21 protein-coding genes and 1 pseudogene are annotated in these 25406 nt (G+C 57.0%); 6 read left to right on the forward strand and 16 right to left on the reverse strand.

The features are described from left to right. Nucleotides 1-110: 110 nt before the first annotated feature. Together hcp and hcr are read left to right on the forward strand one after the other, a co-directional pair. The gene (hcp, locus tag ADJ24_RS17765; protein ID WP_023310971.1) at nt 111-1763 is read left to right on the forward strand and encodes a hydroxylamine reductase; all 1653 of its coding nucleotides are present in this window, start codon (nt 111-113) and stop codon (nt 1761-1763) included. A 10-nt stretch (nt 1764-1773) separates the two neighbouring features. Next, nucleotides 1774-2742 carry an NADH oxidoreductase gene (gene hcr, locus ADJ24_RS17770; RefSeq protein WP_023310970.1) on the forward strand — a complete coding sequence of 323 codons (969 nt, stop codon included), beginning with the start codon at nt 1774-1776 and terminating at the stop codon, nt 2740-2742. Between the two features lie 90 nt (nt 2743-2832). Here hcr and ADJ24_RS17775 read toward each other — a convergent pair whose 3' ends face one another. Continuing rightward, nucleotides 2833-3267 carry a DoxX family protein gene (locus tag ADJ24_RS17775; RefSeq protein WP_023310969.1) on the reverse strand — a complete coding sequence of 145 codons (435 nt, stop codon included), beginning with the start codon at nt 3265-3267 and terminating at the stop codon, nt 2833-2835. Nucleotides 3268-3418: 151 nt separating this feature from the next. Between ADJ24_RS17775 and poxB the strand changes: the two genes are divergently transcribed. From poxB to ADJ24_RS17795, 4 genes are all read left to right on the forward strand, one after another. Next, entirely contained in the window at nt 3419-5137 is a 1719-nt protein-coding gene (gene poxB, locus ADJ24_RS17780) for a ubiquinone-dependent pyruvate dehydrogenase (RefSeq protein WP_023310968.1), read from the forward strand. Nucleotides 5138-5175: 38 nt separating this feature from the next. Further along, nucleotides 5176-6177: a low-specificity L-threonine aldolase gene (gene ltaE, locus ADJ24_RS17785; RefSeq protein WP_023310967.1), complete on the forward strand. Its 1002-nt coding sequence runs from the start codon at nt 5176-5178 to the stop codon at nt 6175-6177. Between the two features lie 10 nt (nt 6178-6187). Further along, nucleotides 6188-7624 (forward strand): SDR family oxidoreductase, encoded by a 1437-nt coding sequence (locus ADJ24_RS17790; RefSeq protein WP_023310966.1) that lies wholly within the window; start codon nt 6188-6190, stop codon nt 7622-7624. A 92-nt stretch (nt 7625-7716) separates the two neighbouring features. Continuing rightward, nucleotides 7717-8730, forward strand: coding sequence for an NAD-dependent epimerase/dehydratase family protein (locus tag ADJ24_RS17795; RefSeq protein ID WP_023310965.1), 1014 nt, complete (start codon nt 7717-7719; stop codon nt 8728-8730). A 77-nt stretch (nt 8731-8807) separates the two neighbouring features. Here ADJ24_RS17795 and ADJ24_RS17800 read toward each other — a convergent pair whose 3' ends face one another. The 15 genes and pseudogenes from ADJ24_RS17800 to gspC form a co-directional block, all read right to left on the reverse strand. Further along, complete coding sequence (locus ADJ24_RS17800) at nt 8808-10631, reverse strand: chitinase (protein ID WP_023310964.1); 1824 nt, start codon at nt 10629-10631, stop codon at nt 8808-8810. Between the two features lie 143 nt (nt 10632-10774). After that, nucleotides 10775-11227: a type III secretion system invasion protein IagB gene (iagB, locus tag ADJ24_RS17805; RefSeq protein WP_023310963.1), complete on the reverse strand. Its 453-nt coding sequence runs from the start codon at nt 11225-11227 to the stop codon at nt 10775-10777. 133 nt (nt 11228-11360) lie between these two features. After that, nucleotides 11361-14087 (reverse strand): annotated as a pseudogene (locus tag ADJ24_RS17810) (glycosyl hydrolase family 18 protein). A 259-nt stretch (nt 14088-14346) separates the two neighbouring features. Further along, nucleotides 14347-15144: a prepilin peptidase gene (locus tag ADJ24_RS17815; RefSeq protein ID WP_023310960.1), complete on the reverse strand. Its 798-nt coding sequence runs from the start codon at nt 15142-15144 to the stop codon at nt 14347-14349. Next, nucleotides 15141-15626: a type II secretion system protein GspM gene (gene gspM / locus ADJ24_RS17820; RefSeq protein ID WP_023310959.1), complete on the reverse strand. Its 486-nt coding sequence runs from the start codon at nt 15624-15626 to the stop codon at nt 15141-15143. The genes ADJ24_RS17815 and gspM overlap by 4 nt, the downstream gene beginning before the upstream one ends. Further along, entirely contained in the window at nt 15623-16768 is a 1146-nt protein-coding gene (gene gspL / locus ADJ24_RS17825; RefSeq protein WP_023310958.1) for a type II secretion system protein GspL, read from the reverse strand. Before gspL ends, gspM begins: the two co-directional genes overlap by 4 nt. 15 nt (nt 16769-16783) lie before the next feature. After that, the gene (gene gspK, locus ADJ24_RS17830) at nt 16784-17803 is read right to left on the reverse strand and encodes a type II secretion system minor pseudopilin GspK (protein ID WP_023310957.1); all 1020 of its coding nucleotides are present in this window, start codon (nt 17801-17803) and stop codon (nt 16784-16786) included. Further along, complete coding sequence (gene gspJ, locus ADJ24_RS17835; protein ID WP_023310956.1) at nt 17800-18480, reverse strand: type II secretion system minor pseudopilin GspJ; 681 nt, start codon at nt 18478-18480, stop codon at nt 17800-17802. The genes gspK and gspJ overlap by 4 nt, the downstream gene beginning before the upstream one ends. After that, nucleotides 18473-18856: a type II secretion system minor pseudopilin GspI gene (gene gspI, locus ADJ24_RS17840; protein ID WP_023310955.1), complete on the reverse strand. Its 384-nt coding sequence runs from the start codon at nt 18854-18856 to the stop codon at nt 18473-18475. Before gspI ends, gspJ begins: the two co-directional genes overlap by 8 nt. Beyond that, the gene (gspH, locus tag ADJ24_RS17845) at nt 18849-19334 is read right to left on the reverse strand and encodes a type II secretion system minor pseudopilin GspH (protein WP_023310954.1); all 486 of its coding nucleotides are present in this window, start codon (nt 19332-19334) and stop codon (nt 18849-18851) included. The genes gspI and gspH overlap by 8 nt, the downstream gene beginning before the upstream one ends. Then, the gene (gene gspG / locus ADJ24_RS17850; RefSeq protein ID WP_023310953.1) at nt 19334-19783 is read right to left on the reverse strand and encodes a type II secretion system major pseudopilin GspG; all 450 of its coding nucleotides are present in this window, start codon (nt 19781-19783) and stop codon (nt 19334-19336) included. Before gspG ends, gspH begins: the two co-directional genes overlap by 1 nt. Before the next feature lie 2 nt (nt 19784-19785). Continuing rightward, nucleotides 19786-20994, reverse strand: a complete 1209-nt coding sequence (gene gspF, locus ADJ24_RS17855; RefSeq protein ID WP_023310952.1) for a type II secretion system inner membrane protein GspF — start codon at nt 20992-20994, stop codon at nt 19786-19788. Next, complete coding sequence (gspE, locus tag ADJ24_RS17860) at nt 20994-22472, reverse strand: type II secretion system ATPase GspE (RefSeq protein WP_023310951.1); 1479 nt, start codon at nt 22470-22472, stop codon at nt 20994-20996. Before gspE ends, gspF begins: the two co-directional genes overlap by 1 nt. Nucleotides 22473-22484: 12 nt before the next feature. Beyond that, nucleotides 22485-24410, reverse strand: a complete 1926-nt coding sequence (gene gspD / locus ADJ24_RS17865; RefSeq protein ID WP_023310950.1) for a type II secretion system secretin GspD — start codon at nt 24408-24410, stop codon at nt 22485-22487. A 13-nt stretch (nt 24411-24423) separates the two neighbouring features. After that, complete coding sequence (gspC, locus tag ADJ24_RS17870) at nt 24424-25155, reverse strand: type II secretion system protein GspC (RefSeq protein ID WP_032668130.1); 732 nt, start codon at nt 25153-25155, stop codon at nt 24424-24426. Nucleotides 25156-25406 lie beyond the last annotated feature (251 nt).

The following is a 25406-nucleotide window of genomic DNA, read 5'->3' on the forward strand; positions in this document are numbered from 1 at the left end:
TTGCGCTAAATCAATCTCCCTCTATTTTGTAGCAGAAATCCCTTTTCTCCGTTCTGGCACAGGCATAACCTTAAACATGTATATTAAATATAACTTTAACAGGTGTGATTATGTTTTGTGTGCAATGTGAACAAACCATCCGTACCCCGGCAGGCAATGGCTGCTCTTACGCACAGGGTATGTGCGGCAAAACCGCAGAAACATCTGACCTGCAGGACCTGCTGATTGCCGCCCTGCAAGGCCTTTCCGCATGGGCGTTCAAAGCCCGCGAATACGGCATTGTCGACCACTACGTCGACAGCTTCGCCCCGCGCGCCTTCTTCTCCACGCTGACCAACGTTAACTTCGACTCTCCACGCATTGTCGGATATGCCCGCGAAGCGATTGCCCTGCGTGAAGCGCTGAAAGCCCAGTGCCTGAAGGCGGACGCCAGCGCCCGCGTGGAAAACCCGATGTCTGAACTGCAGCTGGTCAGCGACGATCTCGGCGACCTCCAGCGTCAGGCGGCAGAGTTCACCCCGAATAAAGACAAAGCGGCGATTGGCGAGAACATTCTCGGCCTGCGCCTGCTGTGCCTGTACGGCCTGAAAGGCGCTGCGGCCTATATGGAACACGCGCACGTTCTGGGTCAGTACGACAATGAGATTTACGCCCAGTACCACAAAATCATGGCGTGGCTGGGTACCTGGCCTGCCGATATGAATGCCCTGCTGGAATGCTCAATGGAAATCGGCCAGATGAACTTCCGCGTGATGAGCATTCTTGACGCCGGTGAAACCAGCACCTACGGCCACCCGACGCCGACGCAGGTCAACGTCAAGGCAACCGAAGGCAAGTGCATTCTGATTTCCGGTCACGACCTGAAAGATCTCTACAACCTGCTGAAGCAAACCGAAGGCACCGGCGTTAACGTTTATACCCACGGCGAAATGCTGCCGGCACACGGCTACCCGGAACTGCGTAAATTTAAGCATCTGATCGGTAACTACGGCAGCGGCTGGCAGAACCAGCAGGTGGAGTTCGCCCGCTTCCCTGGCCCTATCGTGATGACCTCTAACTGCATCATCGACCCGACCGTCGGCGCGTACGATGACCGCATCTGGACCCGCAGCATCGTCGGCTGGCCGGGCGTGAGCCATCTTGAAGGTGACGATTTCGGTCCGGTTATCGCCCAGGCGCAGCAGATGGCGGGCTTCCCGTACAGCGAGATCCCACATCTCATCACCGTCGGATTTGGTCGTGAAACCCTGCTGGGTGCCGCTGATTCGCTGATCGATCTCGTCAGCCGTGAAAAGCTGCGCCACATCTTCCTCGTCGGCGGCTGCGACGGCGCGCGCGGCGAGCGTAACTACTTCACCGATTTCGCCACCCGCGTGCCGGAAGACTGCCTGATCCTGACCCTGGCGTGCGGCAAATACCGTTTCAACAAGCTGGATTTCGGCGACATCGAAGGTCTGCCGCGCCTGATCGATGCGGGCCAGTGTAACGATGCTTACTCGGCCATCATTCTGGCGGTCACCCTGGCGGAGAAACTGGGCTGCGGCGTGAACGACCTGCCGCTGTCGCTGGTGCTGTCATGGTTTGAGCAGAAGGCGATTGTCATCCTGCTGACCCTGCTCTCTCTCGGCGTCACCAACATCGTGACCGGACCGACCGCGCCGGGCTTCCTGACGCCGGACCTGCTGGCCGTGCTGAACGAGAAATTCGGCCTGCGTTCCGTGACCAACGTTGAAGATGATATGAAGCAGCTGCTGAGCGCGTAAGGAGTTATTCATGACCATGCCAACCTCACAATGTCCGTGGCGGATGCAGGTTCATCACATCCATCAGGAGACGCCGGATGTGTGGACGCTGTCGCTGCTGTGCCACGACTACTATCCGTACCGTGCAGGCCAGTATGCGCTGGTCAGCGTTCGCAATTCGGCGGATACGCTGCGCGCCTACACGATCTCCTCAACGCCGGGCGTGAGCGAGTACATTACGCTCACCGTCCGTCGTATTGACGACGGCGCGGGCTCGCAGTGGCTGACGCGGGACGTCAAGCGCGGGGATTATATCTGGCTGTCTCACGCGCTGGGCGATTTCACCTGTGACGACAAAGCAGACGATAAATTCCTGCTGCTGGCGGCGGGCTGTGGCGTAACGCCGATTATGTCGATGCGCCGCTGGCTGGCGAAGAACCGCCCGCAGGCCGACGTGCAGGCGATCTTCAGCGTCCGTTCCCCGGAAGATGTGATTTTTGCCGGGGAGTGGCGTAATTATCCGGTGACGCTGGTGGCGGAGCACAACGCGACCCACGGCTTTGTACCCGGTCGCCTGAGCCGCGAGCTCCTGCAAAGCGTGCCGTATATCGCGAACCGCACCGTTATGACCTGCGGCCCGGCGCCGTACATGGACATCGTGGAAAAAGAGGTGAAAGCGCTTGGCGTGACCCGCTTCTTCAAAGAGCAGTTCTTCACGCCGGTGGCGGAAGCGGCCACCGGCGGCGTTAAGTTCACCAAGCTACAGCCTGCGCAGACCTTCTTTGGTCGCGTGGGAACCACGCTGCTGGAGGCGCTGGAAAGCAACAAGGTGCCGGTAGCGGCGGCCTGCCGCGCGGGCGTGTGCGGCTGCTGTAAGACGAAGGTGGTTTCCGGAGAGTATACCGTCACCAGCACCATGACGCTGTCCGATGCGGAAATTGCCGAGGGTTACGTGCTGGCGTGCTCGTGCCATCCGCAGGGCGATCTCGTCCTCGCATAAACGGTCAACTTTCGATCGTAGGCCCGGTAAGCGTCAACGCCACCGGGCTTTTTGTCGGGTGGCACTGCGTTTACCCGACCGACAACAACCCTACCGCCACGCGGGTGCTTTACCCAGCGCAAACCGCCCCGCCCCTAAAAACGCGATCGCCAGAGAGCCGATAAAGAAGTACACCAGGCTTTCAATCGCCCATGCGCCCACCTTATCAAGGGCGAGCGTTTCATCCATTCCTACCATCAGCCATGCCACAATCATCGTAAAGGCCAGCACCAGCGCGGCCGGACGCGTAAAGAGCCCGACAATAATCAGAACCGGTGCCACCACTTCTCCAACCAACACGCCGTAGGCGATAAATCCCGGTAGCCCTTTTTCCACCAGCATGCCGCTGATAAAGCCCACGCCGCCAAAAAGCTTGTGCAAACCATGAAAAAGCATCAGCCCGCCGACGGCAAGTCGTAACAAGAGTTTGCCAAGATCGTCGCACGATAGCTTTTCATTAACAGCAATTAACAATGATTTAACCATTTGAAATGATTCCTGTTTTCACCGAGGTATAACCAGATTATGCCGAATAATTGCGCGTGAAAAGCACCTTTTAATTAGGGGGAGATGACGGGCAATACGGAGACTTTCTTCTAAGCTTGTAAGCGATATCACAAAAAGGAGACGGACAACCATGAAACAAACCGTGGCTGCATATATTGCGAAAACGCTCGAACAGGCTGGCGTGAAACGTATCTGGGGCGTAACCGGCGATTCCCTGAACGGACTTAGCGACAGCCTCAACAAGATGAAGACTATCGAATGGATGCCTACCCGTCATGAAGAGGTTGCCGCCTTCGCCGCAGGCGCTGAAGCACAGCTCACGGGCGAACTGGCCGTCTGCGCCGGATCGTGCGGTCCCGGCAACCTGCATCTGATTAACGGGCTGTTCGACTGTCACCGTAACCACGTGCCGGTGCTGGCGATTGCCGCCCATATCCCCTCTTCCGAAATTGGCAGCGGCTATTTTCAGGAGACGCATCCGCAGGAGCTGTTCCGTGAATGCAGCCACTATTGCGAGCTGGTTTCATCCCCGGAGCAGATCCCGCAGGTGCTGGCGATTGCCATGCGCAAGGCCGTGCTGAACCGCGGCGTTTCTGTGGTCGTTATCCCGGGCGATGTGGCCCTCAAGGCCGCGCCGGAAGGGGCCAGCACCCACTGGTATCACGCCCCGCAGCCCGTCGTAACCCCTGCGGAAGAAGAGCTGAAAAAGCTGGCACAGCTGCTGCGTTACTCCAGCAATATCGCCCTGATGTGCGGCAGCGGCTGCGCGGGCGCGCACAAGGAGCTGCTTGAATTTGCCGGGAAGCTGAAAGCGCCGATTGTCCACGCCCTGCGCGGCAAAGAGCACGTCGAGTACGACAACCCCTTTGATGTGGGGATGACCGGTCTGATCGGTTTCTCCAGCGGCTTCCACACCATGATGAACGCCGACACGCTGATCCTGCTGGGTACCCAGTTCCCGTATCGCGCGTTCTACCCGACGGATGCGAAAATCATTCAGATTGATATCAACCCGGCCAGCATCGGCGCGCACAGCAAGGTCGATATGGCGCTGGTGGGCGACATCAAATCCACCCTTGCCGCCCTGCTGCCGCTGCTGGAAGAAAAAACGGACCGCAAGTTCCTTGATAAAGCCCTGAGCGACTATCGCGACGCCCGCAAGGGGCTGGACGACCTCGCCAAACCGAGCGACAAAGCCATTCACCCGCAGTATCTGGCGCAGCAGATCAGCCATTTCGCTGACGACGATGCCATATTTACCTGCGACGTGGGCACGCCAACCGTCTGGGCGGCACGCTATCTGAAGATGAACGGCAAACGCCGCCTGCTCGGCTCGTTCAACCACGGTTCGATGGCCAACGCCATGCCGCAGGCGCTGGGCGCAAAAGCGACGGCGCCGGAGCGTCAGGTAGTGGCGATGTGCGGCGACGGCGGGTTCAGCATGCTGATGGGGGATTTCCTGTCGGTGGTACAGATGAAGCTGCCGCTGAAAATCGTGGTTTTCAACAACAGCGTGCTGGGCTTCGTGGCGATGGAGATGAAGGCCGGAGGCTATCTCACGGACGGCACCGAGCTGCACGACACCAACTTCGCGCGCATCGCCGAGGCCTGCGGCATCACAGGTATTCGCGTGGAGAAAGCCTCAGAGGTGGACGAAGCCCTGCAGCGTGCGTTTTCCATCGACGGTCCGGTGCTGGTGGATGTCGTCGTCGCCAAAGAAGAGCTGGCGATCCCGCCGCAAATTAAGCTGGAACAGGCCAAAGGCTTTAGCCTGTATATGCTGCGCGCCATCATCAGCGGGCGCGGCGACGAGGTGATCGAACTGGCAAAAACCAACTGGCTCAGGTAAAACATTTCGCACGACCTCTTAAAATAAAGGGATGTGAAATGATTGATTTACGCAGTGATACCGTAACCCGCCCGAGCCGCGCCATGCTCGAAGAGATGATGGCCGCCCCGGTAGGGGACGACGTCTACGGCGATGACCCGACGGTTAACGAACTGCAGCGCTACGCGGCTGAACTGAGCGGCAAGGAGGCCGCGCTGTTCCTGCCGACCGGAACGCAGGCTAACCTGGTCGCGCTGCTCAGCCACTGCGAGCGCGGTGAAGAGTATATCGTCGGCCAGGGCGCGCATAACTATCTGTATGAAGCAGGCGGTGCCGCCGTGCTCGGCAGCATTCAGCCGCAGCCGATTGACGCCGCGCCGGACGGCTCCCTGCCGCTCGATAAAGTCGCGGCGAAAATCAAAGCCGACGATATTCACTTCGCCCGCACCCGGCTGCTCAGCCTCGAAAACACCCACAACGGCAAAGTGCTGCCGCGCGAATACCTGAAAGCAGCGTGGGAATTCACCCGCGAGCGCCGGCTCGGCCTGCACGTTGACGGCGCGCGCATCTTTAATGCCGTCGTGGAGTACGGCTGCGAGCTGAAAGAGATTGCGCAATACTGCGACTCGTTCACCATCTGCCTCTCTAAAGGGCTGGGCACGCCGGTGGGCTCTCTGCTGGTGGGCAACGCGGACTATATCAAGCGCGCCAACCGCTGGCGCAAAATGACCGGCGGCGGCATGCGTCAGGCGGGTATTCTGGCGGCGGCCGGGCTGTATGCCCTGAAAAACAACGTGGCGCGCCTGAAGGACGATCACGACAACGCCGCGTGGATGGCGGCGCAGCTGCGCGAAATTGGCGCCGACGTGATGCGCCACGACACCAATATGCTGTTCGTCCGCGTGGGCGAGGATCGCGCCGCTGCGCTTGGCGAGTTCATGAAAGCACGTGGCGTGCTGATCAACGCCTCACCTGTCGTGCGCCTGGTCATGCATCTCGACGTGAGCCGCGAGCAGCTGGCCGACGTGGTAAAACACTGGCAGGCGTTTTTACAGCGATAAGGAGCATCACGTGCCGCAACGCATTCTGGTGCTCGGCGCCAGCGGGTACATCGGTCAGCATCTCACCGCGGCGTTAAGCCAGCAGGGGCACCAGGTGCTGGCAGCGGCACGCAACACCGAACGCCTGCAAAAGCTTAGTTTGCCTGGCGTTACCTGCCACAGCGTTGACCTCAACTGGCCGAAGGAACTTCCCGCCCTACTGGAAGGGGTCGACACGCTTTACTACCTTGTGCACAGCATGGGCGAAGGCGGGGATTTTATCGCCCACGAGCGGCAGGTGGCGATGAACGTCCGCGATGCCCTGCTGCAAACCCCGGTGAAGCAGGTCATTTTTTTAAGCTCGCTCCAGGCGCCCGAACGCGAGCAGTCCGATCACCTGCGCGCCCGCCAGCTGACGGCTGAAACCCTGCGCGGGGCGAATATCCCCGTCACCGAACTGCGCGCCGGAATCATCGTCGGCGCAGGCTCCGCCGCCTTCGAAGTGATGCGCGATATGGTTTACAACCTGCCGGTGCTCACGCCGCCGCGCTGGGTGCGCTCGCGCACCACGCCGATTGCGCTTGAGAATTTACTGCATTATCTGGTGGCCCTGCTGGATCACCCGGCGGAGCAACAACGCGTGCTCGAGGCGGCAGGTCCTGAAGTGCTGAGCTATCAGGAGCAGTTCGAACATTTCATGCGCGTCAGCGGCCGCCGCCGCTGGCTGATCCCCATCCCCTTTCCGACCCGCTGGATTTCGGTGTGGTTTTTGAATGTGATCACCTCGGTGCCGCCGACGACCGCCAAAGCGCTGATCCAGGGGCTCAAACACGATTTACTGGCGGACGATCGCGAACTGCGGGCACTCATTCCACAGGACCTGATCCGCTTTGATGATGCCGTGCGCAATACGCTGAAAGAAGAAGAGCAGCTGGTGAACTCCAGCGACTGGGGTTACGACGCCCAGGCGTTTGCCCGCTGGCGCCCGGAATACGGCTATTACCCGAAACAGGCGGGCTGCACGGTGAAAACCCACGCCAGCCTGGCCGCGCTGTGGGAGGTGGTGAACCAGATTGGCGGCAAAGACGGTTATTTCTTCGGCAATATCCTCTGGCAAACGCGCGGAGCAATGGATCTGCTGGTGGGGCACAGGCTGGCAAAAGGCCGCCCGGCACGCCCGTATCTTGAGGTGGGCGATGCGGTCGACAGCTGGAAGGTGATCATCGTCGAGCCGGAAAAACAGCTGGCGCTGCTGTTCGGCATGAAAGCCCCGGGGCTGGGCCGGCTCTGCTTTACCCTGAAAGACAAAGGCGATTGTCGTGAACTGGACGTCCGCGCCTGGTGGCATCCCCACGGAATGCCGGGTCTGTTCTACTGGCTGTTGATGATCCCTGCCCACCTGTTTATCTTCCGGGGGATGGCGAAACGCATTGCGCAACGGGCAGAACAAAAGACGGAAAAGATCTAAATAAAACTCTCTTTCTTTCACCTTTCCCATTGCATAGCGCCGTAATTCACGAAAGAATGCGCACGAAATTCTTTTCAACACAGTGGATAGCTATGAAGGTACTGGTTACCGGGGCGACCAGCGGCTTAGGCCGAAATGCGGTCGAATTTCTGCGCAACAAGGGCATCAGCGTCAGGGCTACCGGTCGCAACGAAGCGATGGGAAAACTGCTGCAAAAAATGGGCGCGGAGTTCGTCCATGCTGACCTGACGGAGCTGGTCTCCTCGCAGGCGAAAGTGATGCTCGCCGGTATCGACACGCTGTGGCACTGTTCCAGTTTTACCTCCCCATGGGGGACCCAGGAAGCCTTCGATCTCGCCAACGTGCGGGCCACCCGTCGTCTGGGTGAATGGGCCGTCGCCTGGGGCGTGCGCAACTTTATTCATATCTCGTCACCGTCGCTCTATTTCGACTATCACCACCATCGTGACGTGCAGGAAGATTTCCGTCCGGCTCGCTTCGCCTGCGAGTTTGCCCGCAGCAAGGCGGCCAGCGAAGAGGTGATTGACCTGCTGGCACAGTCGAACCCGCACACCCGTTTTACGGTCTTACGTCCGCAGAGCCTGTTCGGGCCGCACGACAAAGTGTTTATTCCGCGCCTGGCGCAGATGATGCACCACTACGGCAGCGTGCTGCTGCCGCGCGGCGGCGATGCGCTGGTGGATATGACCTATTACGAAAACGCCGTCCACGCCATGTGGCTGGCAAGCCAGCCGGACTGCGATAAGCTCATCTCCGGTCGCGCCTACAACATCACGAACGGCGAACCCTGCACGCTGCGCAGCATTGTGCAGCGCTTAATTGACGAGCTGCAGATCGACTGCCGCATCCGTTCAGTCCCTTACCCAATGCTGGATATGATTGCCCGCAGCATGGAGCGTTTTGGCAGTAAATCGGCCAAAGAGCCTGCGCTGACGCATTACGGCGTATCGAAGCTTAACTTTGATTTCACGCTGGATATTTCGCGAGCGGAGAACGAGCTTGGGTACAAACCGACCGTGACGCTGGATGAAGGGATTACGCGTACGGCGGCGTGGCTGCGGGATCACGGGAAGCTTCATCGGTAGATCGGGTCCTGCATTTTTACGACGAGAAAAAAACGGCAACCCGAAGGTTGCCGTTTGTTATTTTACTGTTTTGCTGATTACAGCGCAGTCCACGCGTCCTGCCATGCAATCCCTTTACCTGGCTCGTAGTAGGATGGCGCGTTATTGCACCAGCCGCTGTACGGATAAGGTTTGCACTGGAACAGCTGGCCGCGGTTGTTCACGATATCGCCCGCTTTCCATTTGGTTTTGGAGGTCCAGGTCGGGTAAGTCCCGGTCTGGCCGCCGTCGGTCTGCTTAGCCTGAACGTTCAGCGTATAGCTTGTGGTGCTGCTCAGCTCGCCGTCACTGACGGTCAGGTTGATCGGGTACTGCGTTGCCGCCGCCACTTCCGGCGCATTGAAGGTAATAATCGCTTTATCTTCGCCGCTTACGGTCTGACCGTTCGGAGCCGTCCAGGTATAAGTCAGGTGGTTACCGTCTTCGTCAGTCGAGCCAGACGCGTTCAGAGAAACTGATTTACCCGCTTCAACCGCCCCCACCGGACCGGCGATTTTTGCTACCGGCGCATGGTTTACCGGCGCTGGCGTATTATCGTCCGGAGCCGGGGTGTTATCATCCGGCACCGGCGTGGTATTACCTTCGTCCGTTGGGTCGACAGGGGTTGGCGTTGGCGTGACGCTACCGCCGTCGGAAGTTCCGTCTTCACCCACCACGTTGACATTGAAGTAATGCTTCACGCATTTGGTGTAGTCACCCTCTTTAAAGGCGCTGAATGGCGTCTGGTAACCCACCAGCTGGCAAGAGTAGGTCTGGCCTGACGGGGTATCCGCGCTCCATCCCCAGTCCTGTTCCCAGTAGATCTTCAGCGCGCCGGCACCGCCTTCGTCGAACTGCTTCATGTTGGCGCAGCCCAGCACTTCATTAGACGGAACAGGCACCTTCAGGTAGTTGGCGAACTCTTTGTAGTATTTGATACGGTTTTGAGACTGGGCGATCTCAGTCGGGCCACCGCACTCCACGCCGCCGTTGATGATCTGCGTGGTCACGCCGAAGCCCGGTACCAGACCATTCGCCTTATCGTGATCGTTCGGCTGCCAGGTGCCGTCGATAACCTGCAGCATGCTCGGTTTTGGCGGCTGCGGGTAGGCGAAGAAGAAGATCGCGGAAGCAAGGTTCAGCCAGGTGTCCGCCACCAGCTCAGGTTTGTCCAGCAGTACGCGGACGTCGCCGTACATCGCTTCAGAGAATGGGCCGTAGTTGTAGTTATAGGAGAGCTGTTTCGCACCGCGACCAAAGTAGCTAACGAAATCGCCATCTTTGTCTTTACCGCACGGCCAGGTCTGACCCTGCCAGACATCCGGGTTACATTCGCCGTTATATCCACCCTTCTGACCTTCGCTCCAGCCCATCTCACGCACGTAAACCAGCGCCTGACGCCACTCGGCTTCCGGACGCCAGGACTCGTGGCCGCCGGTTTCCTGCGCGAAGTGCGCGAACATGGTTGCCAGAGACTTACGGCAGATGGCATCGCTGTTACGACCATCGGTATAGGTCTGGCACAGCGCCGGGAATTTACCCACCGCTTTCAGGAAGTTGCTGTAGGTATATTCCGGCGCACGCAGCGGGAAGAGGTAATCCCAGTCGCTGGCCTTGATAATCCCTTCCACGCGCTTGACGTTTTCCGGATTTGTCGATTTACCCGGCTCAATTTGTTCCACCAGGCTGTTGTCCAGCGTGCGGATGGTTGACTTCACCGAAGCCATCAGCGGGAAGTTGGTCAACTCCTGCTCTTTCTTCTGCAGATCGCTGGCCTTAACGGTGTAAGGTTCGCTGCTGGCCTGCAGCAGGGTTGCCTGAGCCATAAACGGTGCAACACATGCGCCCGCAATAAGAACACTGAGTAATGTCCTTTTGTTCATATTCAATGGTCCTCTTAATGATATTAAGGGTCTATAAAAGTTAATTTGTTTCGCGGTTTATTTATTAATCATTTAATAAATAAACCCGGGAGCAGTTTTCGTTTTATGAAGAACACCAGTCGGTACTCTTCAAAAAATAAAAATCAATAATAATAACGGTTACGGGTGCTACGTTTTAACTTCTGATATTTATTCCAGACCTTACGGGCATAGACCATGCGCTGCGCGAAATTCTCTTTTTTCAGTCCCGCGTTATAGGCGCCGACCGCCTCCCAGTTATAGCCATAAATATTGATCATTCCGGATAATATCGATGCACCAACCATAATCGAGGTACAGGGCTCGGTAATTAACCGGTACTCATTGATGCCCTTTCGCTCCAGCTCGGAAAAATGTGAGCTGTTAATCTGCATCAGGCCGACATCACGCGTGCCATCATTATTCTGTCCAATCGCGTTGGGATTCATTCCCGATTCAACATTAGCAATTGCATACAACAGATAAGGATCCACATGATAATAACTGGCGGCTTTATCCCAGCAGTTGGCAAAGACGCTATGGCTTATTACCAGCAACAATAAAAATAACGTTTTCATTTTCAGTCCGGCTCTTTTTCATTGTCTCCTTACGCGCTTATTGCTCTGTTTCCTGATTTACGGTCCACGTCCGTCTCGGGACGTGGACCGTAATAGCGGGCAAGTTTCTTACCCGCATCGTGATGGCAGTGACTTACTGGCAGTCAGTCGCAGGGCCTTTTTTCACCCATACATCGCTGCTACCCGGTTTATCACCCTTCGTCCACCATTTGGCGGTGTAGGTGTAACCGTTGTAGGTCGTGGTGTCGCCGCCGTTATAAACCACGTCGGAGCGCCAGTTGAATTTCACCTGACTGACCAGCTCCCATGCATCCACGCCGAAGCCCGGCTGGTTGCCCTGAGTCCAGTATTTTGCTTTCCAGACCAGGTTGTCGAAGCTGACGGTATTCCCGGCGTTGTAAACCTTGCTTGCGCTCCAGGCAGCATACTTACTGGCATTGGCGTCAACAGGGTTATCGCAGCTATTGGTGGCAGAACCTTCGTCAGACGGCGTGTTGCCTTCATCGGCAGGGGTGTTACCTTCGTCAGACGGCGTGTTGCCTTCATCAAATGGAGTATTTCCTTCGTCAGACGGCGTTTCAGCCGCTTTAGGCGTTACCGTCACCTGGACGTTAGTCTGTACGCTGGACTTGCCATCGCTTACCACCACGGTCAGCGTGTAAGTTGATTCCGTGTCCACGTCCGGCGCGGTGATGTTCAGGTTCGCGGTGTCTGCGCCTGTCGCCTGCATATTCGCAGGAACGCTCCAGGAGTAGGTCAGCGCGTCGCCATCAGGATCGCTCGCCTGCGCGTGCAGAGAGTAGCTCTGGCCCGCTTCCAGCGTCACGGCTTCCATCTGGTTCACGACCGGCGCCTGGTTTGCTTTCGGCGCTTTGTTCACGACCTGGACGTCAGCGGTGCTGCTCAACCCTTTCGCGTCAGTAACCGTCAGGCGGAACGCCAGAGTCTGGTTACTGGTGACAGCGGCAACGTTAAAGGTCGCTTTCGCTTTGGTGCTGTTGGTGATGGTCACGGATGGACCAGAGATCTGCGTCCACTTGTAGGTGATGGCATCGCCATCCGGATCGGTGGAAGCCGAGCCATCCAGCGTCACCGTCGCCGGACCGGTTACGCTCTGGTCAGCGGCAGTCGCCACAGGGGCATGGTTGGGTACTACCGGATCAACCGGCGCAGCGCCGCCGCCCGTCAGGCTTTCATTCATCGCGTTCAGAATGTCTCCAGTATCGGAGTCGATGGACCAGGCAAACAGACCGCCCAGGTTTTTCGCCAGCACATACTGACCTTTCGCCGTTGCGGAACGCGCGTCTTCATAGGTGATCAGATCGCCGGTGGTTTTGTTAAACAGATACGGCGCTTCAGCGGTGGCATCATAGTTGTATTCCCAGCCCGCTTTGCCTTTGTACTCGTTAACGATCTGACGATAGTCAACCACGCCCGGCTCCCAGGTCCCTTTCACCATGCCCGTTGCCGTGCCGGTGAACGGGTTGTTATTGCTGTAACCGTGAACGCCGGTCCAGCCGCGACCGTACATGGCCGTCCCCACGACAATTTTGCCGGGCTGTACGCCCTGTGCCAGCAGCGCATTCACGCCGTTTTCGGTGGTGTAATTAGTATCCGGTTTGTTCGCCGGCGCACGCAGTGCCGCCTGATGACCCAGATCGGTGTTGCTCCAGCCGCCGTAGAAGTCGTAGCTCATCAGGAAGATATGATCCATGTACTGCTGGGCAGCGGTGTAATCAACGTCTTCAATTTTGTCGCTGCCTGAACCGATTGCTGAGGTCAGTTCAAAGGTACGGCCGGTTTCGGCTGACAGTTCATTCATCATGGTGCGCAGTTCGCGCATCAGTGCGGTATACGTCTCTTTATCCTGCTGCGGGTTGCCCAGCGTTTCGTTCTGACCGCCGCCGCCAGGGAATTCCCAGTCGATGTCTACGCCGTCGAAGAATTTCCAGGTTTTCAGGAAATCTTTTACGGACGCGACGAAGCGCGCGCGGATCGCCGGGTCGTGCATTTTGAAGAACGGGTCAGACAGCGTCCAGCCACCGATAGACGGCAGCACTTTCAGCCCTGGATTGGCTTTCTTCATCGCCATCAGCTGGCCGAAGTTGCCTTTGTAGGGGTCGTCCCAGTTGCTGACGCCAGCCTGAGGTTTCTGCAGGGCGGCCCACGGGTCGTGAATCGCCACCTGGAAGTCCTGACGGCCCGCACAGGCGCGTTTCAGCGCCTCGAAGCTGTTACCGCCTTCGATGGTTTTCAGGCTGTCGTTGATGCCATCGCCGCCGCAGATCGGAATGAAGCCTTACAGAATGTGGTTGAGGTTGGCGGCCGGGATTTTATCCACCGGGAAGTTACGGTCGTAAACACCCCACTCTGGGAAATAGGCACCGACCACTTTATCGGTGTGCTTAGAGAGGGTTTTATTATTTTCCTGCATGGTGGTGTTGAGTGGCAGCAGATGGCTACCGTCGGTATCCGCGACGATAATCAGTTTGCTGGCGCTGGTGCTGCAGCCGCTGGCATTACAGAGTTCAACCGTTTCCTGATAGCGACCGCCTTTCGTCACTTTAAATGTTGCCGTACCGGACATGCTGCCTGCGCCGGTCCAGACGGTTTTGCCGTCGAGTAGCACTTTCGCTGACGTCGGCGCCGCGCCGTTCCAGACGTCCCACTGCACTTTAACATCGGCGCCATCATGGACTTTGACGAGGCTGTTGTAGGCAGAAGCAGACTGATCAACTTCGACAATGGCAAATTTATCATTCCCACTGGCGATAGTTGCTTTACCTGGCACAGCTGCGAACACCGGGCTTGCAGCCGCTGCAACGAAGAGTGCCAGATATTTAGGCTTCAGAAATTTCATTATTTGATCCTGATAATACGATTTGTGAAATTAAATACCCATGCTTATCCATTAAACATGGACGAACGTTATTTACTGATAAATTAATCGTGAACGTTTCTGGTTCGCGAAAGATCTGTTTATTATTGTGCCGTACCTTCCTCCACTCATAAAACCTTCGGCAAATGTTTTATTGCGGAGAGAAGAATACAGTGGGGAATTTATTTTCTCCTTTCATTCACCCGATGAAAAAACCTCAAAAAAAACTTGACCGCATTATTTAAAAGATGATGTGTGGAATTTTCGCGATAAATACAACCAGCCCGGAAAAAGCAATATAGGGACCAAAGGAAATAAGATTATTTTTATTCTCAAAGGGCTTTAACAGGCAATGCATGATAATGCCCCCCAGCGCTGCGATCAGCACAATAGAGGGTAACGCCTGCCAGCCGCACCAGGCGCCCAGCGCCGCCAGCAGCTTAAAATCACCATAGCCTAATCCTTCCCGCCCGGTCAGCAGGCGGAATGCCCAGTAAACCAGCCAGAGCGACAGATAACCCGCCACCGCGCCGTAGATAACATCGGTCAGCGGTAGCGTAAGGAACAGGGCATGAAACATCAGCCCCGTCCACAGCAGCGGCTGGGTCAGGCAGTCCGGCAGCAGCATATGGCGCGCGTCGATCACCACCAGCGGCAGTAGCAGACTCCACATCAACCACAGCGCGATCAGCGCCGTAAACGAGGGTGCCAGCATGGCGCTGGCGGCAAAGAAGAGAGCGCTACAGACTTCCACCAGCAGCAGCCGCAGCGGAATCGCGCTATGGCAGTGGCGGCAGCGACCGCGCAGCGCGCACCAGCTAATGATGGGAATATTTTCCCACGCGCTCAGGGCGTGGTGGCAATCCGGGCAGTGAGAGGCGGGAAACAGCAGATTGCCTGCTCCCTCTTCTTCCATTACCAGCGGCGGAATACGCTCCGCCACTACGCCCAGGAAACTGCCGAGGATCGCGCCCAGCGCTCCGCTCATCACGCACAGACCCGGCAGATTCGCCTGCTGCAACAGCATTAGCGGGTTCATGCGCTTTTCGCCCAGCTCAGCGTAATGTGCGCTTTCACGTCACTCTGACGATCCACCGGCGTTAATGCGAGTTTCTCCAGACGTATGCCGGAAGAGACGTTCATCTCACGCAGCCAGTTTTGCAGGGCAGAAACGTTGACGCGCTCGACATCAAAGGTCAGCGACTGCTCTTGCTGACGCACGTCTGTCAACGCGACGTGCACGACTTTGGCACTTTCTTCCACCACGCTGCGCGGGTTCGGGGTATTGACGATTCTGGACTGGAGATGGTTCTTATCAATTTCCTGGCGCATCCAGTTCAGCGTCTGCTTTTGCTTAAATAACACGGCCTCGTTATTTTTGATCAGCGTATCGAGCGGCATCATCGCGCCGTAATAAATCATCGCACAGCAGAGTGCCCCGCCGCATAGTTTAAATAAATTACGCTCGCGTGGACTGTAATTTTGCCAGCGGTTTTTTAGCTGGGCTATTTGCGTTTTCATTTATAGCTCCCGGTAATAATGGCGGTATAAGGTGCCTCGCCGGAAATTGGCTGCATCGCAAAGTCAAAGGTTTCGGCGCTGCGGGCGACAAAATCCTGCAGGGCTTGTTTATCCATGGATTTCACATTCAACGTCAGCTGATTTTGCGTTTCGTCATATTCCACGCTGTTGATCTCCAGAGACGGTAATGACTGCCTGATTTGATTCAGCGCTTCGAGCTGCAGGAAGATCCCTTTCTTCGCCTTGCTGATATTTTGCCCGACGTAGTACTTCAGGTTGCTTGTCTGGCGCAGGGTCGGGAAATAGTGCTGCGCTACGGTGGTCATCTCCCGGCGGATCTCGTTTTGCTGATGAGCGAGCGTCCACGCCATACCAACGCGTGGGCCGATCAGCAGGCCGACGCAAAGCAGCGCCGCCGCCGCGAGGGCCGTTTTCGCGTGGCGAAAACGCGGACCGCTGGCGCTGCGCCCGGAAAACTCCCCGTGCAGCATGTTGATACGACAGCCCTGCCACTGGGGCTGGATCAGCACCAGCGGATGCTGCCACGCCAGCCGTTCATCCACCTGTACCTCCTGCGGCACATCGCCGTAGCAGTACAACTCGCCCGCCGGGCATTTACTCAACAGCAGCGGCAGCAGAACCGCATCGGCTTCGCCTGCGCTGCCGGGGGAAAAACGCAGCCAGTAGCTCTCCTCCAGGCTTACCAGCGTAGTGCCCCCTTCGCTCACCGGCAGCAGCCAGGCATCCGGCAGCGTCTGGACCACCGTGAGCCCCGCCTGAGCGAACAGCGCAAGCCAGTGGCGCAGACGTTCAGCGTCGATGGCCACGGCATCCACCTCCGACCCCTTTTTGTTCAGCATTGTCCAGTGCAGCGTCTCCACCTCGCCGAGCAGCGTCTCTTCCGCCATCCACGAGAACGGCGCCGTCTGGGCGGAAAGCCCTTTTTTCGGCAGGGTAAAATGACGAAAGATCGTCTCGCTCGCCGGCAGCAGCAGGCACACCTGCTGAGAAAGCGGATGGCAGGAAAGTTCGCTCAGCGCGCTCCAGCCCGTCAGAGATTCCACCCGATCGCTGCCGGATTCACACCACCAGATTTTGCCGTCCTCACGGGTGTCAGGACGAATAAAAAGCACCTTTTTCATTATCTTCTACTTATCTTATTCAACCATTCGGTAGCGGCGTTGCCAGGTCACGACCTTGCTAGCCTCACTGTCAACGTGAAGCTGGCTGACGACGCGCAGCGTTAAATCATCGGTATTGCCGGTGGTATCCACCCGAAAATAGCGACTGTTGACCGCAACCCTGTCCTGGATCTGCGCCAGGATATCTTTGGTCTGCGGATAGTTGCTCTCCAGCACTTTGCTGAATGCCTCCAGCGACGCCCACCCCTCATCCGGGCGTGAATCGATCAGGCGGGCAGCGTCGTCCGTGTTTAACACGCCGGTAAAAACCGCCGCCAGCAGCGGCGCCTGTTCGCGTGTTAAGGTATTCACATTTATGGTGCCATCCGTATCCGGCAAGGCGCACAGCAGCCTGCTGACCTTCGGCCACGCTGCCTGCGGAAAGGCGGGCAGCAGTCTGATTTCATTGATGGTGCGCATCATTTGATTCGCCGGACCGCGGGCGGGCGTCACGCTCGCCCAGCCATCAGCCTCCTGGCCCTGTTTCGCCGTCACGTCGTCGGCGTCGAGATAATCCACCAGCTGCTGGTAAATCTCTTCTGCCGCCAGCGTACCGACGCCACTTTCAGCCAGCAGTTGTTCGATAATCTGCTCTTTGACCGGTTTTTCCGGCAGCGCAGTTGGGTCGGCCGGGGCCGCTGGCGCCGCGTCACCGGCCAGCAGACTATTGACGTTAAAGCAGGTCCGGGCATCCTCCACCTGACTCACCACGGTGTAATTATCCCCGTGGGTTTTCAGCGGCTGCGCCCAGTCACCTTGCGGCGACAGCCCCGCCCCTTCTGAACTGGCCGCTTTCTGCAACACGTTTTCCAGTACCTTCTGTTGACGGGCAATGGCCCAGCGCAGCGTCTGCTGGCTGACCTGGTAATGCGTTTTTTGCAGGTGGCGGCAGAACTGCTGACTGATCTTCGCCGCCAGGGCGGACATCATCACCAGCAGGATCAGCACCACCAGCAGCGCCACGCCACGCTCTTTTCGCGCTGTTTTGCCGCTCATGAACTCACTCCTGGATCGACTGCCGTATCGGGCTGCGGGGTTGTTACGGGCTGGGCCGCATTCTCCGCAGCCGGCTGCGTCGGGTCCGCATTCGTCTCTTTTGGCGCGGTCTGGATCTCAGGCATATCGCCGGGAGTGATAAAAACCCAGCGCCAGGTTTCGCCGTTTTCCATGGTCAGATTCAGCTCAACGCCATCAGGCTGATGGGCGATGTCGGTCCATTTTTCCTGCCAGCCTTCGTGCCAGAAGCGCCATTTCATCGCTTTCACATCGCTCAAAATCGGCACTTCTTCCGGCTGCGCGCTGGCGGGACCGTCGATAGCAGCCCAGACGTTGCGCCACAGGCGCTTGTCCTTTAACGTCCAGCGCACCCGCTCCAGCTGCACCTGGCCGCTGATGCCGTTCAGGGTTGTCAGTTCCAGACCATTCTGCTGCTGAACGAACACCTCGCCGCTGTTGCGCGGCGCGCGCGCCTGCTGCTGGTAAAAGTCACGCGAGAGGAGGTTGTACGTGCGCTGAAGCGCCGTCACTTTTGTCGCCGCCTCGTCGCTGGCCGTCGAGGTGCGCATCGCGCCGTCGAGAGTTTGCCAGGCGAGAATGCCGATCACCGCAAAGATGGCCAGCGCAATCATAATTTCCAGCAGGGTAAAGCCCTGCTGACGCTGCACCTTACTCACGATCCACCTCCGGTTCGGCGAGCTGAAGCGCCACCACCGGTTGCGCATCGCTTGCTTCGCTGTAAACCCGTACCTCATCGGCAAAGGTATTTTCGGCGGTTTTCACCCGCTGGATATGCCAGGTCCAGGTTTGTCCGCCCATGGTTTCGGTACCCACCTGCTCGGCGTCCGGGAAATCGGTCTGAGCCAGTTGCGCTTGCGCCAGCTGATTTTCCGCCACCCAGCCGGCCTGCAGCGTTTCCGACAGGCTGTGGGTAAAGCGCACGTTCAGGGTGACGGAGTTCATCAGCGCCAGCGCCGCGGTGGAGAAAATCACCAGCGCCACCATCACTTCCAGCAGGGTCATCCCCTGCTCTTTGGTTTTGCGTTTAGTCATCGTTTTCCACCACCACGGGAACAGAGCCCTGTGACGTCACGTGAAAGCGCTGCTTTTTATCCAGGCTTTCGAGGCTGAGCGTGAAGCGGCTAAGCTCGCCGTCCGGCAAAAAAATGATTTGCGGTTCATCGTCCAGCGTGGCCGCCAGCGTTCGCGATGAGAGGGAGACATGCATCTCCTCAGGAAACTCGCCGCGGGTGGCGATCCGCCCCGATTTTAACGGTGCCCAGTGGCGCTCGCCGTTATTTACAACCTGCGTCACCAGTTCAAATTCTGACGAGGTCATCACCAGCCCGACAATATTTCCGTCCATTACCGCACGGTCAGAACCATATTCAACGAGGGATTTTAGCTGCTGACCAAATGTATCTGCGCCGCTGCGTGATGGAATGGTGGTAACCACCATCATGGCGCTCAGGGCGAATATCACCAGCGCCACGATAATTTCCAGCAGGGTAAATCCACGTTGCTTATTCATTACTTATCTTTTTTATCAAAAGACCAGTTGCTGATATCGTCGGCAGTATTAGCTTCTGCATCCGGACCGGCTGAGAAAATATCGACAGCGCCATGCTCACCCGGGCTAACCAGAATATAGTCATTGCCCCACGGGTCCTGCGGCAGGCGGCGAATATAGCCATCGTCACGGTAACCTTTCGGAATGGGCGCAATTTCAGGTTTGGTTACCAGCGCCTGCAGCCCCTGCTCGGTGGTCGGATAGCGATGGTTGTCGAGTTTGTACATATCCAGCGAACCTTCCAGCGCCACAATATCGCTGGTCGCTTTCTGAATATCGGCTTTTTCTTTATTGCCCATTAAATTAGGCACGACCATACTGGCCAGCACGCCGAGAATAACGATAACTACCATTAATTCGAGCAGCGTGAACCCCGCCTGACGCTTCAGGCTATTTTTTTTCAAAGTCATGATTAACCCACCATATTATTAAGTTGAAGAAGCGGTTGTAATATTGAAAGAACGATAAATAAAACAACGGTCGCCATAGTTACTACCAGTGCCGGTTCAAATACCGACAGAGTTAACGTAATTCGATGCTGTAATGCAGATTCCTGGTTTTCCGCCGCACGATCCATCAACGAGCCCAGCTCGCCGCTCTCCTCCCCGGAGGCCACCATGTAGAGCATGGTGGGTGGGAAAATTCTCGCCTGTTCCAGCGCGTTGTAGAGGGATGCCCCCTGACGCACGGTGTCCGCCGCCTGCTCAAGCACCTGCCGGGCATAGAGGTTTTCAATCCCGTCCATCGCAATGTACATCCCCTCCAGCAGCGGAACGCTGCTGGCCTGCAAAATACTCAGCGTACGGATGTAGCGCGCGCTGTTGATGGCGCAGACCAGTTTTTTCAGCGGTGACTTTAGCAACAGCCACCGATGATAAACAAACCGGTTCTTTTCTACTTTTATCCAAAATTTAAAGCTCGCCGACGCCCCGAACAGGCCGCCGGCGATAACGATGCCCCAGGCCTGTAAAAAGTCGCTCACCGCAATCAGCGTGCGGGTGGTCACCGGCAGCTCTTGTTTCATGTGGGTGAACTGGTCGATGACCTGCGGCACCACGGCGACCAGCAGAATGGAGATCACCGCGATCGCCACCACCGTCAGGGTGATGGGGTAGACCATCGCCTGGGTGAGCTTGCTTTTCATCTTCTGGCGCTGCTCGTTGTACTCGGCGAGCTTTTCCAGCACGCCACCGAGATGCCCGGTCTTTTCACCGGCCATCACCAGAGTGCAGTAGAGCTTGTCGAAGCTGCGCGGAAACTGGCTGAAGGCGTCGAACAGCGTGTGACCTTCCACGATCTTGTCGCGGATCTCGGTCACCATCGCCGCCAGGGTTTTATCTTCCGTCTGCTTCGCAATCGCCTTCAGCGCACTCTCCAGCGGCAGCGCGGCATTGACCAGCGTCGCGAGCTGTCGGGTAAACATCGACAGCACCGGAATCGACAGTTTTGCCCCTTTACGGGCGTTTTTTCCCGCCGCCGGATCGCTGGTCGGCGCAATGTTCACTGGCATCAGCTTCTGTTCGCGCAGCATCTGGCGCACCTGCTTTGGCCCTTCGGCCTGAAGGGTGCCGCGCTGGGTTTTCCCCGCAGCGTCCGTCGCGGACCACGCATACCACGCCATTACGCATCCCCCCCGCGCTCGGCGGTGACGCGCATCACCTCTTCCAGCGAGGTCACGCCGGAGATCACCTTCAGCAGACCGTTTTCACGCAGGCTGTAGGCCTCTTTGAAAAGCTGCGTTTCGATGGACATCTCATCTTTGTCTTCATGGATCGCACGGCGCATGGCGCTGTCGACCACCAGAAATTCATGGATGCCTGCGCGTCCCTGGTAGCCGCTCTGGCGACACTGTTCACAGCCCACGGCGCGATAAATCGCTTTCGGCGGCGTTTCCATAAAGGTGAATAGCGCTTTCTCATTGTCATCCAGCGGACTGGTCGTGCGGCAGTGCGGACACAGCCGACGCACCAGACGCTGGGCAATGACGCCAAGCAGCGACGAACCAATTAAAAATGACTCTAGCCCCATATCACGCAGACGGGTAATGGCGCCCGCGGCACTGTTGGTGTGCAGCGTGGACATCACCAGGTGACCGGTGAGCGAGGCCTGTACCGCGATTTGCGCGGTTTCACCGTCACGAATTTCCCCGATCATCACCACGTCCGGGTCCTGGCGCAGAATGGCGCGCAGTCCGCGCGCAAAGGTCATGTCCACGCGCGGGTTGACCTGGGTCTGCCCGACCCCTTCCAGTTCATACTCGATCGGATCTTCCACGGTCAGAATGTTGCGTTCATGGCCGTTAAGCGCCGACAGCAGCGCGTACAGGGTGGTACTTTTCCCCGAACCGGTCGGGCCGGTCACCAGGATGATGCCGTGCGGACGTTCAATCAGTCCCTTTAACTTCACCAGCTCTTCGTCAATCAGACCGAGCTTGTTGATGTCCGGCTTAAGGTTGCTTTTGTCCAGCAGACGCATCACCACGCGTTCGCCGTACTGAGACGGAATAGTGGAGACACGCACGTCAATGGCTTTACGACCAATGCGCAGCGAGATACGACCGTCCTGGGGGAGACGTTTTTCGGCGATGTCCAGTTTGGACATCACTTTGATACGCGACACCAGCAGCGGCGCGAGCTTGCGCGCCGGCTGCAGCACCGGACGCAGCACGCCGTCAACGCGAAAACGAATGCTCAGGGTGCGCTCGAAGGTCTCGATGTGAATATCGGAGGCCCCCTCCTTCACCGCTTCGCCCATAATGGCGTTGATCAGGCGGATCACCGGCGAGTTCTCGTCGTTATCGAGCAGATCTTCGTTGTCCGGGATCTCCTCGGTTAACGCCATCAGGTCAATATCGGCGTCCATGTCGTCCACCAGCTGCTGCGAGACGCCGCTGTTCTGCTGCCAGATGTTGGTCAGCAGTTCGTCAAACGCTTCCGCCGTCAGGATCGTCGGGGCATAGGAGCGCCCCAACACGCGGCGCATCTCCAGCAGGGCATACGCCTGCGCATCCTCGCGGATATAAACCTCGTCGTTATAGAACAGGACCCCGTTCTCTTTCGCCCAGGTGCTGGTACAGAGCGCATTACTCATCTCGGTCATGTCGCTTGCGCCTTACTCTTTAAACGGGTTGCGGGTCGACACCGGCGCACTGGCGCTCACCGGCGCGGTGCGGCTCTGGGACGGATAGGCTGGCAGCATCGGTGAATCAGCATTCTCTACGATGCCCAGCTTGTGCTCTTCCATACGCTGCTGTTGACGCGCCTGGATCTGATCGTATTTCTCTTTCGACGCAGCGCCGTAGTTGTCGTCGTCGCGCAGTACGGTGGTGTGAATAAACACCATCAGGTTACGTTTGGCGCTGTCCTGGGAGGTATAGCGGAACAGCTGACCCACCACCGGAATATCACCCAGCAGCGGCACTTTCGAGACCGACTGTTTGGTGACGTTTTCCATCAGGCCGCCCAGTACCACTGTCTGCCCACTGTGGACCATCACTTCATTGTTGATAGTGCGGGTGTTGAACGTTGGGCCCAGGCTGGCATCGGCCGTCGAGGTGTTATCCACGCTGGAAACTTCCTGCTCGATCTTCAGATGGATCATGTCGCCATCGTTGATCTGCGGTACGATTTTCAGCTTCGTACCAACGGTTTTACGTTCCACCGAGTTAAACACGTTATCGCCGCTGGTGGTCTGCGAACCGGAGAGTACCGGCACGTCCTGACCGACGTTGAACGACGCCTCTTTGTTATCCAGCGTCACCACGCTCGGTGTCGACAGAATGTCGTTTTTACCGTTAGTGGACAGCGCCGTCATCAGCGCGCCAAAGTCGCCGTTAAAGAAACCGGTCGCCAGACCCGTATAGCTGCCAATGACTTTTGACTTCTTGATCTGGCTGATCGGCAGGCCGGTAGAACCAAACTGAACCCCACCGTGTTTACCGGTCCACTGCACGCCCAGATCCAGACCGTTACCGTCCTGAACTTCGGCGATGATCGCCTCCACCAGCACCTGCGGACGGCGGATATCCAGCTTGTCGATCACTTTTTCCAGCGAGTTCATGACGTTTGGCTGGGCGGTGATCACCAGCGAATTGGTAGACTCGTCGGCGGTAATATTCAGGTCGCCTGCCATCGGCGCGGCTTTGCTCTTGCCGCCGCCCGCTTTATCCTTCAATTGCTCGCCGATCCCCGTCAGCACCGGCACCACTTTGCTGGCGTTGGCGTATTTCAGGTAGAAGACGCGGGTGTTGCCCTCGTTGTTCTGCTCGCGATCGAGCTGGGAGATCAGCATCCGGGTGCGCTGACGCGCGTCCGGGCTGCCGCTGATCACCAGGCTGTTGGTTTCGTCGTCGGCGACCACTTTGGTCGCCAGCTGCGGGGCGTTTTGCCCTTTCTGCTCTTCGTTGTTGAGGTTGTTCAACATGTCAGAAAGATCTTTGGCCGAGGCAAAACGGAGCTGCACGATTTCACGGCGCTGGACGCCGCTTTGATCCACACGCTGCACCAGATCCACCAGGCGGTTAACCACCGAGGCTTTGCCGGTTAACAGCAGCACGTTTGACGGTTCAAAATGGACCACGTTGCCGATGCCGGAGGCGTCGTTCAGCTGACGCAGCAGGGGAGCCAGCTCACGTACCGGGACGTTCTCCATCCGCACCACGCGGGTGATAATTTCGTCACCTTTGCCGGGGTTTTTGCTGTCGGCAATCGGTGCGCCCGACATGCGGGCCACCGAAGAGCGCACGACTTTCACCATCCCGTTATCCATCGGGATCACCGACAGACCATAGAGATCCAGCACGCTCAGGAAGAACTGGTAATATTCATCTTCCGTCAGTACGTTGTAGGTGCGAACCGACACCGTTCCCTGAACGGAAGGATCGACCAGAATGGTTTTATTAAGGTTACGCCCGACGGTATCGATAAATTCGCGGACATCGGTATTTTTGAAACTGGCGCTAAAGTTCGCCGCGAACAGCGAACCTGAATATAACGACAATGCGGTCAGCGCTACGCACGCCCATGGAAATTTCTTCATGTCTGTACACTTATTAATTGTTTAGAACATTGACCCGAATATTTTCAAGGTGAGCGTGACGCCGAATAATGACATCCGCTTCTTTCATTTTTGACCAGCGGGCAACGATCTCTTTTGCCTGCGCCTCTTTAGTCATATCCACATCGTCAACTTTTACCACCACATCACCTTTTTCCAGGCCAGCATGGCTGTAGAAAGACGACGCATTGCGTGGATTAATGTTGTAGCCTTCCAGCTGGCCTTTTTCGATTAACGGTTTTAACACCAGATAATCATCCAGATGCAGATTATCCAACCCTGCATCTTTCTTCGATTTGGTTGCCGGGGCGCTATCCACGCCGCCTTTGAAATAGTCTGGCTTGTTAAGTGAAATAACCTGCGGCGCGCCTTCATAATTCACCACCACATTATCGGCATGAATTTCGGCAATATAGGCATTGTCAAAACCGGCGAGCATTTCGCCCTCGCGATAGCTCTTTTGTCCGGCGGGGGTTTTTATCACCGCAAAGGACAGCCAGGCTTCATCGCTGCTGAGAATACCTTCGATTTCCGCACTGAGCGGCGTTTTCACCGCCGCTGGCTGTTGCGCCGGCATTACCGCCGGCGTAAAAAGTACAAACTGGGTTTCATCGTGACTTTTTTTTTGCGTATTCTGTTTTGAATCAGACAACCTGTTCGTCACTTTCTTATAATCTTTATAAACCATATACCCTTGCTGGCCGCAGAAAATAAGCAGCACAAACATGACGCAGGGCATAATCAATTGAGTAACAAATGACATCCGCATTTTTTAACGAGCCTTTCTGCCAGTCAGTAATTCACAGCACAGGGCTGTATGAGTGAGTGGCGTAAATACTAATGTGTTTCCTCGCCTCCGCCCATTCACACTTCCGCTAACAATAATTTAGAAAAAGGTTGATCGTTAAATAAACTAATGATAGAGGCGCAGAAAGAATATTTTTATCCTGCATTCAAATTGCCCCTTCCGCCTGTATC

Source organism: Enterobacter sp. 940_PEND, from assembly GCF_001059415.1.
In the GTDB taxonomy this organism is placed as follows: Bacteria; Pseudomonadota; Gammaproteobacteria; order Enterobacterales; family Enterobacteriaceae; genus Enterobacter; species Enterobacter cloacae_M.

Excerpts from the sequence above, each read along its gene's own strand:
- gspG (WP_023310953.1), bottom strand. The coding sequence starts at position 19,783 with ATGACTTTGAAAAAAAATAGCCTGAAGCGTCAGGCGGGGTTCACGCTG.
- ltaE (WP_023310967.1), top strand. The coding sequence starts at position 5,176 with ATGATTGATTTACGCAGTGATACCGTAACCCGCCCGAGCCGCGCCATG.
- hcr (WP_023310970.1), top strand. The coding sequence starts at position 1,774 with ATGACCATGCCAACCTCACAATGTCCGTGGCGGATGCAGGTTCATCAC.
- gspE (WP_023310951.1), bottom strand. The coding sequence starts at position 22,472 with ATGACCGAGATGAGTAATGCGCTCTGTACCAGCACCTGGGCGAAAGAG.
- hcp (WP_023310971.1), top strand. The coding sequence starts at position 111 with ATGTTTTGTGTGCAATGTGAACAAACCATCCGTACCCCGGCAGGCAAT.
- gspD (WP_023310950.1), bottom strand. The coding sequence starts at position 24,410 with ATGAAGAAATTTCCATGGGCGTGCGTAGCGCTGACCGCATTGTCGTTA.
- gspF (WP_023310952.1), bottom strand. The coding sequence starts at position 20,994 with ATGGCGTGGTATGCGTGGTCCGCGACGGACGCTGCGGGGAAAACCCAG.
- gspL (WP_023310958.1), bottom strand. The coding sequence starts at position 16,768 with ATGAAAAAGGTGCTTTTTATTCGTCCTGACACCCGTGAGGACGGCAAA.
- ADJ24_RS17775 (WP_023310969.1), bottom strand. The coding sequence starts at position 3,267 with ATGGTTAAATCATTGTTAATTGCTGTTAATGAAAAGCTATCGTGCGAC.
- ADJ24_RS17800 (WP_023310964.1), bottom strand. The coding sequence starts at position 10,631 with ATGAACAAAAGGACATTACTCAGTGTTCTTATTGCGGGCGCATGTGTT.
- gspI (WP_023310955.1), bottom strand. The coding sequence starts at position 18,856 with ATGACTAAACGCAAAACCAAAGAGCAGGGGATGACCCTGCTGGAAGTG.
- gspK (WP_023310957.1), bottom strand. The coding sequence starts at position 17,803 with ATGAGCGGCAAAACAGCGCGAAAAGAGCGTGGCGTGGCGCTGCTGGTG.
- gspC (WP_032668130.1), bottom strand. The coding sequence starts at position 25,155 with ATGTTTGTGCTGCTTATTTTCTGCGGCCAGCAAGGGTATATGGTTTAT.
- ADJ24_RS17815 (WP_023310960.1), bottom strand. The coding sequence starts at position 15,144 with ATGAACCCGCTAATGCTGTTGCAGCAGGCGAATCTGCCGGGTCTGTGC.
- gspH (WP_023310954.1), bottom strand. The coding sequence starts at position 19,334 with ATGAATAAGCAACGTGGATTTACCCTGCTGGAAATTATCGTGGCGCTG.
- poxB (WP_023310968.1), top strand. The coding sequence starts at position 3,419 with ATGAAACAAACCGTGGCTGCATATATTGCGAAAACGCTCGAACAGGCT.
- ADJ24_RS17795 (WP_023310965.1), top strand. The coding sequence starts at position 7,717 with ATGAAGGTACTGGTTACCGGGGCGACCAGCGGCTTAGGCCGAAATGCG.
- iagB (WP_023310963.1), bottom strand. The coding sequence starts at position 11,227 with ATGAAAACGTTATTTTTATTGTTGCTGGTAATAAGCCATAGCGTCTTT.
- gspM (WP_023310959.1), bottom strand. The coding sequence starts at position 15,626 with ATGAAAACGCAAATAGCCCAGCTAAAAAACCGCTGGCAAAATTACAGT.